Annotated in this window: 12 protein-coding genes; 4 read left to right on the top strand and 8 right to left on the bottom strand. The window is 64.3% G+C overall.

Translation table 11 applies throughout. The features are described 5' to 3' along the window. Positions 1-40 precede the first annotated feature (40 nt). Positions 41-448 (bottom strand): nickel-responsive transcriptional regulator NikR, encoded by a 408-nt coding sequence (nikR, locus tag ACHHRT_RS03395; protein ID WP_395497701.1) that lies wholly within the window; start codon positions 446-448, stop codon positions 41-43. A 581-nt stretch (positions 449-1,029) separates the two neighbouring features. Here nikR and dnaA point away from each other — a divergent pair. Next, a complete protein-coding gene (dnaA, locus tag ACHHRT_RS03400; protein WP_395497703.1) occupies positions 1,030-2,385 on the top strand; it encodes a chromosomal replication initiator protein DnaA in 1,356 nt (451 codons plus the stop codon). A gap of 30 nt (positions 2,386-2,415) precedes the next feature. Here dnaA and hemG read toward each other — a convergent pair whose 3' ends face one another. Then, positions 2,416-3,846, bottom strand: a complete 1,431-nt coding sequence (hemG, locus tag ACHHRT_RS03405; protein WP_395497705.1) for a protoporphyrinogen oxidase — start codon at positions 3,844-3,846, stop codon at positions 2,416-2,418. A gap of 152 nt (positions 3,847-3,998) precedes the next feature. Here hemG and ACHHRT_RS03410 point away from each other — a divergent pair, with 152 nt between their 5' ends. Next, positions 3,999-4,673, top strand: coding sequence for a flavodoxin family protein (locus ACHHRT_RS03410; RefSeq protein WP_395497707.1), 675 nt, complete (start codon positions 3,999-4,001; stop codon positions 4,671-4,673). Here the strand turns inward: ACHHRT_RS03410 and cobO are convergent, their stop codons facing one another. The 3 genes from cobO to ACHHRT_RS03425 are packed head-to-tail and all read right to left on the bottom strand — an operon-like array spanning position 4,674 to position 7,924. Further along, on the bottom strand, positions 4,674-5,192 hold the full coding sequence (cobO, locus tag ACHHRT_RS03415) for a cob(I)yrinic acid a,c-diamide adenosyltransferase (RefSeq protein WP_395497709.1): 519 nt from the start codon (positions 5,190-5,192) through the stop codon (positions 4,674-4,676). Then, positions 5,189-7,024 carry a M48 family metallopeptidase gene (locus ACHHRT_RS03420; protein ID WP_395497711.1) on the bottom strand — a complete coding sequence of 612 codons (1,836 nt, stop codon included), beginning with the start codon at positions 7,022-7,024 and terminating at the stop codon, positions 5,189-5,191. Before ACHHRT_RS03420 ends, cobO begins: the two co-directional genes overlap by 4 nt. A 33-nt stretch (positions 7,025-7,057) precedes the next feature. Further along, complete coding sequence (locus ACHHRT_RS03425; RefSeq protein ID WP_395497713.1) at positions 7,058-7,924, bottom strand: J domain-containing protein; 867 nt, start codon at positions 7,922-7,924, stop codon at positions 7,058-7,060. A gap of 201 nt (positions 7,925-8,125) precedes the next feature. On the opposite strand from ACHHRT_RS03425, the gene ACHHRT_RS03430 reads away from it, so the two are divergent. Continuing rightward, complete coding sequence (locus ACHHRT_RS03430) at positions 8,126-9,736, top strand: glucose-6-phosphate isomerase (RefSeq protein WP_395497852.1); 1,611 nt, start codon at positions 8,126-8,128, stop codon at positions 9,734-9,736. A 47-nt stretch (positions 9,737-9,783) separates the two neighbouring features. Beyond that, positions 9,784-10,569 carry a DUF4412 domain-containing protein gene (locus ACHHRT_RS03435; RefSeq protein ID WP_395497715.1) on the top strand — a complete coding sequence of 262 codons (786 nt, stop codon included), beginning with the start codon at positions 9,784-9,786 and terminating at the stop codon, positions 10,567-10,569. On the opposite strand, the gene aroA is transcribed toward ACHHRT_RS03435, so the two are convergent. Genes aroA through aroD form a run of 3 tightly spaced genes read right to left on the bottom strand, consistent with a single transcriptional unit; the run spans position 10,570 to position 13,443 of the window. Next, positions 10,570-11,853 (bottom strand): 3-phosphoshikimate 1-carboxyvinyltransferase, encoded by a 1,284-nt coding sequence (gene aroA / locus ACHHRT_RS03440; protein WP_395497717.1) that lies wholly within the window; start codon positions 11,851-11,853, stop codon positions 10,570-10,572. A 10-nt stretch (positions 11,854-11,863) separates the two neighbouring features. After that, a complete protein-coding gene (locus ACHHRT_RS03445) occupies positions 11,864-12,685 on the bottom strand; it encodes a shikimate dehydrogenase (protein WP_395497719.1) in 822 nt (273 codons plus the stop codon). A gap of 5 nt (positions 12,686-12,690) precedes the next feature. After that, on the bottom strand, positions 12,691-13,443 hold the full coding sequence (aroD, locus tag ACHHRT_RS03450; protein WP_395497721.1) for a type I 3-dehydroquinate dehydratase: 753 nt from the start codon (positions 13,441-13,443) through the stop codon (positions 12,691-12,693). Positions 13,444-13,526: the final 83 nt, after the last annotated feature.

Here is a 13,526-nt window from a genome sequence, read left to right on the forward strand (position 1 = left end):
CTTTCCCGGGCAGCGCGGAACTCCACCCTTAATATAAGCCCTAGAGACTTTTGCCGGTGCTGCTGGTGGCCAGGTGGCCATCCTTGACGCCGCGCAGGGCGATCAGTTTTTCCGCCAGGGCCTGCACCATACTGGCCCGGCCCCGGACAATCAGCACTTCCAGGCAGTTGTGATGGTCCATGTGGACGTGGGTGGCGGAAGTGACCAGCTGGTGATGATCGTGCTGGATCTCGGTGATCCGCTCCTGGATCTGAAACTGGTGGTGATCGTAAACCAGGGTGATCACCCCGATCACCTCCTTGTCCTCGCCCCACTCCTCCTTGACGAAGACCTTACGAATCAGGTCGCGGATCGCTTCCGAGCGGTTGGTGTACTGCCGTCGCTTTATAAATTCGTCGAAATCGGCCAGCAGCCCCTCTTCCAGAGAGACGGAGAAGCGTTTGAGCATCTTGGTAGCACCTTTTTATGTTTAAGTGTTACCAGCCCATTAAGCAGAAAAAACCAGCCTTGTCAAGGGATAGAAAAGATTGTTCAGGTTACGTTTTGATCTGCCTGAAAACACGTGGGAAGAGTTTGGCAAAGAAGAAAATCGAAGTAAATAAGAGAAAAGCAGAGCTTTAAAGAGAAAATTGGGTGATTGAGCTTTTTATTAAATACTTGGGGTTCTCCCTGGTCATGGGCTAGAGTATGGTAAATACACTCAAAAAACCGGCTGGAAAAATTCTACTGTTTTGGGAGCGTTAGCTCTCCTTTAGCAACAATCTCCCGAAAGTGCGACGATTTGTCGCTGTTGATAATTATGGGGGGCGGTATGGGTAAAAGGGGGTAGGGGGCTTTTGACAGGTCGCCGCCGGTTGAATACAACATCGCCCACGGAAACGTTCGCCCCCGGTGAGCCTTTGCCAGGGGCCAGTTTTCGGCAAATCCGCGGGTTACGTTGCCCCGGACTCCGGAGAGCGCTCGGTGGATTCCGTTGATACATTGTGGTTATTGGGTTGCCGCTGGAAACTATGAGGGAGAGGGAACGGCATGGTTTGGCCTGAAGTGAGGAAAATTCTGCAAAATCAGCTTCCCGAGAGTGTCTTCAATCTGTGGATTGAACCTTTGCGTTGTCTGGGAGAGGAGGGCGGCAGCCTGGAGTTGGCCGGGCCGGATCGCTTTTTTTGCTCCTGGGTGGCGGATAACTATTTAGGGGCGATTAACGATGCCCTGCAGTGTCTTGATCGCAGCGGGGTGGCGGTGCGCTTTCAGGTTGATCCCGCCCACCGCGACGGATCCCAGCCGGCCGGCGAGCTGGAACGGACCCTTGAGTCGGCCGAGCAGTTGCGGCTGCCCCACATGCCGCGCAACAACATGCGGATCCGCACCCTCCACCCCCGCTACACCTTTGATGAGTTCATGGTCGGGGAGTCCAATGCCCTGGCTTTCTCCGCCTGCGAGGCGATGGCGGTCAACGATACCCGGGCCGAGCCCTGTGTCTTTATCAATGCCGGCACCGGCCTGGGCAAAAGTCACCTGACCCACGCGGTGGCCCATCATCTTTATGCCCACGCCCCCGGCACCCGGCTTTGCTGTCTGACCCTGCAGCAGCTCACCGCCGAACTGGTCCACCATATCAGAAGCAATACCATGGAGCGGTTCAAGGAAAAATACCAGCGCCACTGCGATGTGCTGCTGGTGGAGGATGTCCAGACCCTCTCGGGGCGGGCCAAGACCCAGGTGGAGTTGGCCGAGGCGGTTGATTGCCTGCTGGACAGCGGTCGACGGGTGCTTTTCACCGGGGCGATGGGCCCGCGGGACATCCCCGATCTGGACGAGGGGGTCCGTTCCCGGCTGGCCTCCGGGCTGGTTGCCACCATCAATCCGCCGGACCTGCTGACCCGCAAGCTGATTATCCGGCGCAAGGCCGCCCATCACAAGCTGGCTCTGGATGAGGAGATGGTGGTCTGCCTGGCCGAAAAGGTGCGGGGCGATATCCGCCGGGTGGAGAGCGCCATTGTCGGACTCAAGGCCAAGGCCAACCTGGAGAAAACTCCGCCCACCATGACCATGGTCCGGGAGGTGGTGGCCACGGTGATGGGTAATGAGGCTCCGGGGCTGACCGCCGCGGCGATTCGGGATTTTGTGGCCGGCCAGTTCAAGGTCAGTATCGGGGAGCTCTGCTCCAAATCCCGGCGCCGGGAGGTGGCTTTTCCCCGCCAGGTTTCCATGTATCTGGCCCGCAAGCTCACCGACGAGGCCCTGGCCGGGATCGGCAAGGCCTTCAATCGTGATCACTCCACGGTGGTGCATTCGATCCGGGTGATCAACGAAGCGGTGGCTCGTAACGGCAGCGTCCGCGGCCAGATCGAGCACCTCACCGAGCGCCTGCGCAAGCGAAACTGAAGCCGGCCGCGGAATCCTAGAAGCGGAATCCTAGAAATAGACCGGGCGCAGGGCGGCCTCCCCCTGTTGGGTCTGGCCCCGGAGGATCAGTTCGGCGCACTGCTTGGCCGCTTTCATCATGTCGTTCATCCCGATGCCGTCCCAGCCGAAACCGGTGAGCTGCAAACCGGGCTGCTCCGTTTGCAGCTGCTCCCGCCAGGCCAGCAGCCGGGGGTGGTCCTCCTCCAACTGGGGAATACCGCCGGGTGAACGGAGAACCCGGGCAAACTCCGGCGGGGCGGGCAGGGGCAGCAACTCCTTCAGGTCGGCGTAGATTCGTTCGATCAGTTCCTGGTCGCCAAGCTCCAGGCGTTCCGGGTGGCGGCGTCCCCCCACCAGGGCTTCCAGCAGGTGGTGGTCGGCGGGGGCCCGCTCCGGAAACATATGGGAGGAGAAGAGGGCCCCCAGGGTGAAGCGCCCTTCCCGCTCCGGGGCCAGATAGCCGAAGCCGGCCGGTATCCGGGCCTGCCGGCGGTCGAAGCCCATGGCCACGGTGGCGATTCTGGCCTCGGGAATCGCGGCCACCGGCGGTTTGAACCGGTTCAGCAGGCCCAGAGCCTGATTGACCGGCAGGGCCAGGACCAGGTACTGGGCCTGGAACCGGCCCTGGCGACAGCGCACCTCCCACCCCCCTTCAGCAGCGCCCCCGGCCTTCGGCTGCTGGTTGATCTCCTCCACGCCGCAGTCGTAAATAATCTGAAGATCCTGGCTGAGCCGTTCCGCCAGGTACTCCATGCCATGGGGGAAACTGGTCATGGCCGGCAGCCGTTTCGCGGCCGGGGTCCCCGGGGGGGGAGGAGTGTCCTGGCCAGCCGGCGTTTTTTTCCCCCGGCCCCGCTCCTTGAGCAGGCCGCGGAGCAGCGAGCCATACTCCTTTTCCAGCCGCCGGGCCCCCGGCATCACCGCGTCGATACTCAGGCGCTGGTAGTCGCCGGCGTAGGTGCCGGTAACCGCCGCGTCCACCAGGGGTAAAATCTCGGGCCCGAAGCGGTGGGCGGCCCACTCCCCGATGGTGTGACCGTCGGGCAGGGGTTTTTTAAACAGCTCTCCCGCCAGCCGCAGCTTGCCCCGCAGCGAGAGCAGGGGGGTGGTCAGCAGGGCCTTGGGGCTCTGGGGCAGGGCGACCAGCCGTCCCTGGTGGCAGACAAAACGGACGTTGTTGCCCAGCGGGGCCTTGACCGCTTGCTCCGCCAGGCCGGTGGCGGCCAGCAGTTCCCGGCTCTCCGGGTTGTTGTCCAGAAAGCCGTGGGGGCCCCATTCGGCCCGGTAGCCTTCTTCCCGGAAGGAGCGGATCGCCCCCCCGGGACGATCGCTCTGTTCCAGAATCAGGATCTGCCCCCGGTTTTCCTTCCCCAGAAAATGGGCAGTGGCCAACCCGGAAAGTCCGGCTCCGACAATGATAATCCGGTGCTTGTTGTCCATTTGCTCTTTTGTCCCTTTCTGGAGTGATTTCACTTGTTTTCCTTGCCGATGTCGCCTAATCTGGCCGCAACATTCTGGTTGGCGTCAGGCTGAGAGCGGCCGGAAGCCCTTCGCCCTTCATCACCTTGCCCACTATCCGGAAAATTATCGGCATGTCGGTTTATCTTAAACCAATCCGGGTTTTGATCCTCTACTATTCGTACAGTGGCCAGAGTTCCGTGCTGGTGCGAAGGCTGGCCTCCGGTCTGGGCGACGAGGGGGTCGTGGTCCACCAGGAACGGATCTGCCCGTTGCACCCCCTGCGCTTTCCCCTGGGCTCGATCCTCAAGACCGTCCGGCTGATGCTGACCACCCTTTTCCGGCGGCGTCACCCCATTGAGCCCCTGGAGGTCGCGGATGGCGAGCCCTGGGATCTGGTTATCCTGGGCGGCCCCACCTGGTCCTGGAACGTCAGCGGCCCGATTCTGAGCCTGCTGGATAGCCGCCCCCAACTCTTCCGGGGGCGGCCGGTGTTGGCCCTGATCTCCTGCCGGGGCTACTGGTCAAGCCACTGGCGTTATCTGCGTCGTCGCCTGGAGCGGATGGGAGCCACCCCGCTGGGGCCCCTGGTGTTCGATCATCCCCAGGCCGAACCCTGGCGCACCCTGGGGGTGTTTTTCAAGATTGCCGGCATCGCGCCGGAACGTTCCTCTTCCCCGCTCAGCCATTTCTATCGCCATTTTGGCCACACTCCGGAACAGTTCGAGGCCGCCCAGCAACTGGGGCGCCAGTTGGCGGCCCACCTCAAGGCCGGCCCGATCCCCCCCGATTTCAAGTATACCCCCTGATCAGAACTCGATCCCTTTCTGGGCTTTGATCCCCTGCTGGAAGGGGTGTTTGATCTCCCGCATCTCCGTGACCAGGTCGGCGGCCGCGATCAGCCCGGGATCGGCGTCGCGGCCGGTGATCAGCAGATGCTGGCCGGCGGGTCGGGTCCGGGCGGTTTCGATGATCTGGTCGGCGCTGAGGATGGCGAAATTGACCAGATAGGTCAGCTCATCCAGCACCACCAGGTCATGGTCGCCGGCGGCGATCTTGGTCGTGGCCAGCTGCCAGCCCGCCAGGGCGCTGGCCCGGAACTTCTCCAGCTCCCGATCCTGCCAGCTGAAGCCGGAGCCCACCTGATGCAGCTCCACCGCCGCTCCCAGTTGGGCCAGAGCCTGCAACTCCCCGCTGGGGCGGGCCTTGACAAACTGGATGACGCAGACTCGCAGCCCCTGGCCGGCGGCCCGCAGGGCCTGGCCGAAGGCGGCGCTGGTTTTGCCCTTGCCATGGCCGGTGTAGATAATCAGCAGGCCTTTGCTCATGAGTCGTTTCTCCGTGTGCCCGGCGGGCCGGGTGGTGGCTGGTAACGGAACTTGTGGAGTTGCTCCTGGAAATATTGCCGCTCGCGGGGGTTGGCCGCCAGGGCTTTTTCCGCCAGGGCCACCGCTTGCTCCCGCTCTCCCAGCAGCCACCAGGTGGTGGCCAGGGTGTCGATAATATGGGGTTCCGGACGCAGGCGCATGGCCCGTTGCGCCAGGGGCAAGGCCCGTTCCGGGTCGAACAGGGCGGGATCGTCGGTGGTGAGCAGCAGCCAGGCCAGGTTGTTGAGGATATCCGGCTGGTCCCGGTCCAGGCCCAGGGCGTGTTCATAGGCTCCGACCGCCTCGCGGTGCTGGCCGCGCAGGTAGTGGAGATCGCCCAGGTAGCGCAACCAGGCGGGATTATCGGGCTCGGCCCGGATCTTTTCCATGATGATGCTTTCCACCAGGCGGCCATGGGCCCGCTCCTCCGAGAATTCCGGCGGTAGCCGCCAAAGCCAGGCGACGGTGGCGGTGAGCAGCAGCAGGAAAAGGATCAGGGCCAGCCGCACCTTGCGGTGATGGCGGCTGACCAGGCGTGGGGTCCGCTGGCTGGCTTCGAGAAAGTCGATCCGCTGGCCGATGCCGAAATGGTGCCAACTGGGCAGATCGCGAATCTTGCCGCCCAGCCAGGCGATCTTTTCAAAAACCCGGACCAGCGGCCCGGCATCCCCCACCGTGGCCAGGGCGTAAAGATCGGCTTGGCGTTCGAAATTGCGCATGAAAAAACCGAAGAGAAAGCGAAAATAGAGCACAAGCAACAGCACCAGGGCCACGGTTCCCAGCAGGCCGATGATCGCCAGGGGTGATTTGCCGCTGAGCAGAACCAGGGTCTCCAGCAGGGCCGAATCCAGCAGCAGCACCAGGAACGGGGTGGAAGCCAGGTGGGCGAAGAGGCCGAAGCCCAGGAAAAAGAGCAGGTAAAGGGGCAGATGGTGATGTTTGACATGACCGATCTCATGGGCCACCACCGCCTCCAGCTCCTCTACGGTCAGGGCCTTGATCAGGGCCGGGGTGATCAGCAGATGGCGAAAGCGGCCGGTTAAGCCCATCACCGCGGCGGTGAGCAAGCGGCCCTCGAAGAGCGGCCAGAACATGATCTCACGAAACTTGACCCCCTGCCGGCGGCAGAACTCCTCCAGGTGCCGGCGCAGGGGGCCGTCGGGCAACGGGGTGCAGCCCCAGAGCCGGGTGGCCAGCAGGGGAAAGATCAGCATCAGGAGGAGAAAAAAGGCCAGGATCAGCAGGGGTTCCCCCCAGGGGGAGGCCAGCAGTCGCTGGACCGGGGTGAACTCACTCAGGGCCAGGAGGTCGGCCAGCAGGTTGATCAGCAGCCAGGGAAGCAGGATCACCAGGTTGAACTTGAGGTTGGCGATCAGGAAGGGGAGGGGGCGGGTGGCGGCCCCGAAAACCAGGTCGTAGGAGGGTCGGGCCCGGTCCCAGAGAATCGCGAGGTAAGCCAGGAAGAGTCCGACTCCGCTCAGGTAAACCAGAAAGGGCAGGGTGGCGGCGCCCGGCAGCTGAACCAGATAGTAGTGGGCATCCAGCAGGTAAACATCCGCGGCCAGGGAGATCACCGCCAAAATGGAAAAACGCTGCTCGGCCCGGAAGTAAGCGGCGCTGGAGCGCGGGCCGGGCCGGCGAAAGGCGCGGTGGCACAGCCCGGCAAAGAGCAGGCCCTTGGCCAGGAAGAGCCCCAGGGCGGCCAGGCCGGGCAGTTGCGCCTCTTCCGGGGCTCCCCTGGTGACCAGGATCAGAATGACCAGCAGCAGATAGATTAGATTGTTATAAGGCAAAAGGGCCCCCCGGAGGAGAACTGGTTGCTGGGATCAGGGGCGGTGGCCGGCAAAGGCTCGAGCCAGACGATTGTTGTGCTCGTGGTACTCCTGGAGCAGGCGGGCCAGCTGACGGGGCTGGAGCAGGCCATGCTCAACGAAATACTCGCCGAACTTGCGTTGCATCCTTTGCTGGACCTGGATCAGCAGGCGCAGCTGGCTCTCGTCCAGCAGGCCCAGTTTGAGAGCGGATTGGCCGAAGGGCTGCAGCCCCTGCCGACTTTTCAGCACCATCTCGATGGCCGCGTCGTCCAGCAGCCCGAAACGGCGGCTGATCTCACCGATTTTAGGCCGGTTGCTCCGTTGCCAGATCAGGGCCTGGACAATGGTGCGCCAGGAAGTGATCCCGGAATAGTAGAGAAAATGGCCCAGCAGCAAACGGCGGTTGGGGAGTGGCCCCTGGTAGAGCTCTCCCAGGTTCCAGAAGCAGCCGCCAAAGGCGCTCTCTTTGGGTTGTTGTTTTTTCCCCCGCTGTTCCTCCCCCGCCTTGAAGCCGGTTTTGGTTCGCCGCCCCCCGGCCCCGTTGGGGGAATAGGCCTTCGGGTGGGGGCGGCGGCTGCCGTTGCCGGCCCGACGGGGGGAGGGCAGGATAAGGCCCTGTTCCCGGGCTTGCAGGTAGTTGACCAGGTTCTCATAGGCCCGCTGGACATCATGGAACAGCAGGCCGCTGCGCTGCTGCTCGTCGGCGTCTGCTTGGGCCAGGAAACGATCGGGATGGGTTTCCAGGGCCCGCTGGCGGTAGGCGCTCTTAACTCCCGAGAGTTGGAGATATTGCAGGAAATCGGAGGAAAGATCCAGTTTCGAGCCGAAAATAACCTCGCAAGCCCGATAGAGATCCTGTTCCGCCACCATCAGGGACATGGCCCCACCTCGTCAAATTCAAAAAAGGTTCAATCAGTTTTGCCGGCGCCGTTTTTATCTGCTATCGTTGGACAAGCAGGACGCCTGGGCCGGCCACAGCGCCGCGCGGCACTTTTTTTGTAGCAGAAAAAGCACGTTACGGCAAGGGTAAAGGGGTTGAGGGCCTCGCCATGGCCGCGGCACCGATATTTGGGGGTAATGATGGAGGATTTGCACAACTCTTTTAAAGATTTCAGCAAGCTGGCAGCCTGGGGTCAGTTGCGGGAGCTGGCCGCCCGGCCCCTGGACCTGCGTGGCCCCGGGGTGGTTGCTCCGGAGAGAATTGCCACTTACCGCAGTAGAGGGGGCGGCTTTGAGTTGCTCTATTTTGGTCAGCGGGTGGATCAGGTTGTTTTGGCCGCCCTCCAGGACCTGGCCGAGCAGAGCGGGGCGGTGGCCCAGTTTGCCCTGATGCGGCAGGGGGCGGTCCTCAACCGGATCGCCGGGTTTGCCGGTGAAAATCGTCAGGTTCTCCACTGCAGCAGCCGGGATATCTTCAACGATCATCCCCGGGAGCCCGCCGCCACCGCCCGGGCAACCGCCGAGCTGGAAAAGTTGCGGGTTTTCCTGGAGCAACTGGAGAGCGGAGAGCTGACCAATCCCCGGGGTGAGCCCTTTACCACCATGGTCCAGGTGGGGATCGGCGGTTCCGACTTGGGCCCCCGGGCTCTTTATCTGGCCCTGGAGGCCTATGCCAGCCCCGACCGCCGGGCCCGCTTCATCAGTAATGTCGATCCCGACGACGCCGCGGCGGTGCTGCGGGGCCTTGATCTGTCCCGGACCCTGGTCAACGTGGTCTCCAAGAGCGGCACCACCCTGGAAACCCTGGCCAACGAGGAGCTGGTGCGCCGGGCCTACCAGCAGGCCGGACTCGATCCCAAGGATTTTTTCGTGGCGGTCACCGGCGAGGGCAGCCCCATGGATAACCCCCGCCGCTACCTGCGCTCCTTCTATATGTTCGATTATATCGGCGGCCGCTACAGCGCCACCTCCATGGTGGGTCTGGTGACCCTGGCCTTCGCCCTGGGCTACCAACAGGTGCTGGAGATTCTGCGGGGCGCCCACGGGATGGACGAGGCCGCCATGAACCCGGATATCTCCAGCAATCCGGCCCTGCTCCTGGCCCTGCTGGGGATCTGGAACCACAACTTCCTGGGCAGCGAGAGTGTGGCGGTGTTACCCTACAGCCAGGCCCTGATCCGTTTTGCCGCCCATCTGCAGCAGTTGGATATGGAGAGTAACGGCAAGGGGGTCAGCCGGCTGGGTGAACCCTTGGGCTGGCAGAGCGGGCCGGTGGTCTGGGGAGAGCCGGGCACCAACGGGCAGCATGCCTTCTATCAGTTGCTCCATCAGGGAACCACCGTGGTGCCGGTGGAGTTCATCGGTTTTCGCCGGAGTCAGTCGGGGGAGGATTGCCTGGTGCAAGGGACCACCGCCCAGGAAAAGCTGTTGGCCAACCTGCTGGCCCAAGCCCTGGCCCTGGCGGTGGGCCAGGATGATCCCAATCCCAACCGCCGTTTTCCCGGCAATCGACCCAACAGCATTCTGCTGGCCGACCGGCTGACTCCGGCCACCCTGGGGGCCCTGCTCGCCCTCTATGAGGCCAAGGTGGTGTTCCAGGGATTTATCTGGAACATCAACTCCTTTGACCAGGAGGGGGTGCAGTTGGGCAAGCGGCTGGCCAATGGCCTGCTGGATCATTTTGCCGCCCGCCGCCGGGGAGAGGAGCCCCCGGCCGACCCCCTGGGCCGGGCCCTGATGAGGTTGGTCTGAACTTCGGGAAGGTTTATCTTATCAAGCACGCAGAGGGAGGAAGTGAGATGCGATCCGGTTGGGGAGGGTTACTGCTGTTGGTGCTGTTGCTGATGGTCCCGCCGCCGGCCGGGGCCGGGTTTGTTCAGCATGAAAGGGGAGGGGAGGTCACCTATGTGCAGGAGGGTAAGCTTAAAACGGTGCCCGCCCGGCCCGATGAGCTTTGGCTGATTTTCGATTTGCGGGCCGACCTGATAACCATGGTCGATCCCGCGGCCCGGCGCTACGCCCAGGGCAGTTCCACCGAATATTGCGAGCTGGTCCAGGGGATGATGGACGCGGCCTCCTCCATGCTGGGGGCTTTGGGGCTGGAGATGGCCAAGCCGGCGGCGCCGGTGATCACGGTGCGCCGGGAGGGGGCGGGGGAGAAGATCGCCGGTTTCGCCACCACCCGCTATCAGGTATTGCAGGACGGGCAAATGTCTGAGGAGGTGTGGCTGGCCGACGATCCCGCTTTGATGAAGGAACTGGCGGGGAGCGGCAGCCTGGCCCGGATGGAGTGCGGTGGTGACAAGGCGGCCCTGGCCGCTTCCGCCGAATACGCCAGGCTGCTGGGCCGGGGCTGGCCCCTGCGCAGCGTTACCCATTTGGGCCAGGAGAGCTACACCAGCCTTGATGTGATTCGGATTGAGCAGAAAAAGATCCCTGCCGCTGAATTCCAGCCCCCGGCCGGTTACCAGCGGGTGGGGCTGGCCGAGTTTTTCGCCATGGATGATCTCGGCGATGGCGGCCTGCAAGAGATGCTCAAGGGGTTGGAGGGCGAGGGGATCGTGGTGCCCGGTTTCGGCCGCTGATCAGCCGGTGAGCCGGGCAAAGCGCTGCCAGAAGTCGGGGAACGATTTTTTGACGCAGCCGGGGTTTTCGATCCTGATTCCGGCAATGGCCAGGCCGGCCACGGCAAAGCACATGGCGATGCGGTGATCGTTGTGGGTGGCGATTGCGGCTCCATGGTAGTTGTGGTCGCGACCGCGGCCTTCCACCACCAGGAAGTCGGGGCCCTCCTCGGTTTTGACCCCCAGTTTGGCCAGTTCGCCGGCCATCACTCCCAGCCGGTCGCACTCCTTGATCCGCAGATGGGCGATATTGCGGATCACCGTCCGGCCCCTGGCCAGGGCCGCCACCACCGCCAGGGTTGGCACCACATCGGGGCAGTCGCCCATGTCCACCTCCACCCCCCGCAACTCCTCCTCGGCGCTGACCGTGATTCCCCGCGGACTCCGTTCCACCCGGCAGCCCATCCGCTCGAGGATATCCACCAGCACCGCGTCCCCCTGCAATGAGGGAAAGGGCACATTCTCCACGGTCACCGAGCCGCCGGTGACCGCGGCGGCGGCCCAGAAATAGGAGGCGCTGGAGGCATCCCCCTCCACCGGATATTCCCGACCCCGGTAACGGCCCGTTGGAATGCGGAAGTAATTCAGTTCGGGGTTGGCGGTCACCTCCACCCCGAATGATTTCATCACCGCCAAGGTCATGGTCACGTAGGGCTTGGAGAGGACCTCGCCCTCCACCCGCAGTTCGGCGGGCCGGGTGGCATAGGGGGCGACCAGCAGCAGCGAGGAGAGATACTGGCTGCTCTTGCCCTCGGGCAGGACGGTGGGGCCCCCTTCCAGGCCGGCGGCCTGGATCTCCAGGGGGGGGCAGCCGTTATTGTTCAGGCTGCGGATCCTGGCCCCCCAGCCGGCCAGGGCGGTGAGCAGCGGGGCGATGGGCCGCTCGGCCATGCGCCGGTCGCCGTTGATCAGGAAAATGCCCCGGCCGAGAGCGGTCACCGAAGTAAGAAAGCGGGTGGCGGTGCCGTTGTTGCCCAGATAGATCTCGGTGGCCGGAGTGGCGATGGCGCCACCCTGGCCGAAAACCCGCCAGTTTTCCTCCCCCTGGTCGATGGTTATGCCCATGGCCCGCAGGGCGGCGGCGGTATATTCGGTGTCTTCACTGGCCAGGGGACCGCTGATGGTGCTGGCCCCCTCCGCCAGGGCGGCGGCGATCAGAGCCCGCTGGGTAATGCTCTTGGAGCCGGGGACCCGGATCTCGGCCCTGATTTTGCCGCTGGGGGTTATCTCCTGAAACTCCTGCATGCTGATTTCCTCAAGTTTTATGGTTCAGGCCGGCCAGCAGGCTTTGCCGCATCACCTCAAGGGGGGCGGGCTCGCCGGTCCACAGCTCGAATTGGGCCGCTCCCTGGTGGAGTAGCATCTGCAGGCCATCGATCCCCCGGCACCCCGCCGCCCTGGCCTCCCGTAGCAGCCGGGTCTCCAACGGCGCGTAAACGATATCCATCACCACCGGAAAGTTGGCCAGGGCCGCCGCCGGCAGGGGCGAATTTGCGGCCTGGGGAGCCATTCCCACCGATGTGGCGTTAACCAGGGCATCGGCTTGGTGCTGCCCGGCTTGGGCCAGGGGCAGCCAGGGACAGTTGAGGTGCTGGGCCAGCTCCCGGCCGTTTTCCGGGGTGCGGCTGGCCAGGGTCACCCGGGCACCCGCTTCCTGCAGCCCGAAGCCGATGGCCCGGGCCGAGCCGCCGGCCCCCAGCAGCAGCACCCTGGCGCCGGCCAGATCCAGCTCCCGGCTCAAGGCCCGATTGGCCCCCAGCCAGTCGGTATTAAAGCCCAGCAGTTCCCCCCCTTGCCGGACGATGGTGTTGACCGCCCCGATCCGGACCGCCACCGGGTCCACCCCGTCAAGGAGAGGGATCACCGCCTGCTTGTGGGGTATGGTCACGCTGACCCCGGCAATCTCCAGAGCCCGGATGGCGGCCACCGCCGCGGCGGCATCGGCGGCGGGAAAGGGCAGATAAACCTTGTTCAGGCCAAGGGCGGCAAACGCGGCGTTATGCATCAGGGGGCTGAGGCTGTGGCGAACCGGATTGCCGATAATGCCGTAAAGTTCGGTGTGACCGTTGATCTGCATGGCAGTTATTCCCCCCGGGCCATGATGAGGCTTTCGATCTGCCGCAGCACGGCGGCGGGCAGTTGACCCGGGGCCGTGGCCTCCCCCGCCTCGGCGGCGGCGTAGGTCATGAAGCCCCCCAGGCGACAGGTGGCCAGGCGGCTGATCATGCCGGCGTCCCCCATGCAGAAGGCGATCAGGGGGAAATTGAGGTCGGCGGCCAGCTCCTGCAGGGCCAGGACCCGCAGCACATCCCGGAAGGAGTGGGCCATGGTGACCAGTTTGCCCACCGCGGCCCCGGCCTCCTGCTGGCGCCGGACAATCCCGGCCAGGGTGGTGGCGTCCGGGGTGCCGGTGAAATCGTGCCAGGAGACAATCGCCCGCCCCGGCACCTTCTCTCCGGGGCGGGGCGGGGCCAGGGCCGCCGCGATGACCCGGTTTCGCAGCGCGGCCTCGGTTCGCAGTTCGATATCCACCCAGGCGCAGCCGGCGGCCAGGGCCGCCAGCAGGGGGGCGACCCGCTGCTCCTCGGGGCCCTGGTACTGGCCCCCTTCCCAAGCCGGCCGGTTGGTGAAGAGCAGCGGCCGGGGCAGGCTGGCCACCAGCTCCTTCAAGGCACTCTCCGGGAGATTGGCCGCGCTGCCGGTGAGGGCGTCCAGGCGGAGTTCCAGCAGGTCGGCCAGGGGAGCCGCCCGGTGGGCGGCTTCCACCAAGGCGGCCAGGTCGGCGCGGGCCAGGGAAACGCAGAGGCGGGAGGCGGAATTTGCTGCTTGCGACATAATCTTTGCGCCGGTAATTTGATCGGGGTGGCGACGCGGGCCGGGGCTTGGCCGCCAGGTTTAGAGGTGAGGGCAAACTATAT

The organism is Desulfurivibrio modestus, assembly GCF_044068625.1.
Classification (GTDB): domain Bacteria; phylum Desulfobacterota; class Desulfobulbia; order Desulfobulbales; family Desulfurivibrionaceae; genus Desulfurivibrio.

Coding starts and splice junctions, on each gene's coding strand:
- nikR (WP_395497701.1), bottom strand. CDS start 448: ATGCTCAAACGCTTCTCCGTCTCTCTGGAAGAGGGGCTGCTGGCCGAT.
- dnaA (WP_395497703.1), top strand. CDS start 1,030: ATGGTTTGGCCTGAAGTGAGGAAAATTCTGCAAAATCAGCTTCCCGAG.
- hemG (WP_395497705.1), bottom strand. CDS start 3,846: ATGGACAACAAGCACCGGATTATCATTGTCGGAGCCGGACTTTCCGGG.
- ACHHRT_RS03410 (WP_395497707.1), top strand. CDS start 3,999: ATGTCGGTTTATCTTAAACCAATCCGGGTTTTGATCCTCTACTATTCG.
- cobO (WP_395497709.1), bottom strand. CDS start 5,192: ATGAGCAAAGGCCTGCTGATTATCTACACCGGCCATGGCAAGGGCAAA.
- ACHHRT_RS03425 (WP_395497713.1), bottom strand. CDS start 7,924: ATGTCCCTGATGGTGGCGGAACAGGATCTCTATCGGGCTTGCGAGGTT.
- ACHHRT_RS03430 (WP_395497852.1), top strand. CDS start 8,126: ATGGAGGATTTGCACAACTCTTTTAAAGATTTCAGCAAGCTGGCAGCC.
- ACHHRT_RS03435 (WP_395497715.1), top strand. CDS start 9,784: ATGCGATCCGGTTGGGGAGGGTTACTGCTGTTGGTGCTGTTGCTGATG.
- aroA (WP_395497717.1), bottom strand. CDS start 11,853: ATGCAGGAGTTTCAGGAGATAACCCCCAGCGGCAAAATCAGGGCCGAG.
- ACHHRT_RS03445 (WP_395497719.1), bottom strand. CDS start 12,685: ATGCAGATCAACGGTCACACCGAACTTTACGGCATTATCGGCAATCCG.
- aroD (WP_395497721.1), bottom strand. CDS start 13,443: ATGTCGCAAGCAGCAAATTCCGCCTCCCGCCTCTGCGTTTCCCTGGCC.